The 1058-nt window shown below is 67.2% G+C and carries 1 protein-coding gene; it reads left to right on the forward strand.

Annotated features, from left to right (window positions below; genetic code table 11):
* Nucleotides 1–948 (forward strand): chemotaxis protein MotC (locus EN749_RS36255; protein ID WP_128365021.1); only part of this gene is annotated, 948 nt, incomplete at its 5' end.
* Between the last annotated feature and the right edge of the window lie 110 nt (nt 949–1058).

Below are 1058 nucleotides of genomic sequence, written 5' to 3' on the forward strand. Positions count from 1 at the left end.
GATCTCGGCGCCTTCCTCGCTTTGGTCAAAGGCTCACTGCTTGCCGGCGATCAACCGGCGACCGCACTCGGTCTGCTCGACGAGGCAAGATTGCTCAGCCCCGGCACGCTGGTCGAGGAAGCGGCACTTCGCCGTTCGGTCGGCCTTGCAGTCGCGCAAGGCGACGCGGCACGTTTCGCCCTTGCTTCCACCCAATATGTCGAGCGCTACCTCTATTCGCCCTATGCCAGCCAGTTCGCCGACTCTTTCGTCTCGGGCGTCATCGCGCTGCACATGTCGATCAGCCAAGAGAAGCTGGGCGACATCACCTCGATGATGGATCCCGAGCGCGAGAAGGTGATCTATCTGCGCATCGCCCGCCGTGCCGCGATAGACGGCCTGAACGAGCTGTCGGCCTTCGCTTCGGCGCGGGCCGAGCAGGGCCGCGACGGCAACACCAATCAGGACGATCCACGCGCTCTGCTCTATGCCAGCCTTTCCACCGTCACCTCGGGCACAATCGAGGACGTTCGTGCCAAGCTCGGCAAGATCGACCGCACCAGGCTCTCGGAAGGCGACCGCGCTTTGCTCGACGCCGCGCAGGCCATTGCCGGCGAGGTCGTCGCGCCGCCCACCGCCCTTCCCGAGGAAAAGCCTGCCCCTGTTGCGGCCGAGCAACCTGCGGCTCCCGAGATCGCCACGCCGCAAAACGCCGATGACAGTGGACTGCCACCGGTCGAAGGCGCCATCTCGGAGCAACCCGCCGCCACCGCGGCCTCCGGCGGACCGGCCGCCAATGCGCCGGACACGGCGGCAGTTGCATCCGCCGACGCAGCGACAGTCATGCCGGCGTCGGCACCGTCGCCCGCAGCCGCTAAAGAGCCCGCCGATCCGACCGACGCGGCCATGACCAGAACACGTCGACAGCTCGACCTGATCGACCAGATGCTTGGAGCCGCCCCCAAATGACCACCAGCCTCGGCTCGGCCTTGCCAGGATTTGCCTCCACGCGCGCGACGTCGGAGCAGCCGGCCGCGAACGGCAGGAACGATGACGCCGGCTTCGGCAAGATGCTGCGC

Origin of the sequence: Mesorhizobium sp. M7A.F.Ca.ET.027.02.1.1 (assembly GCF_004022985.1) — a bacterium.
Classification (GTDB): Bacteria; Pseudomonadota; Alphaproteobacteria; order Rhizobiales; family Rhizobiaceae; genus Mesorhizobium.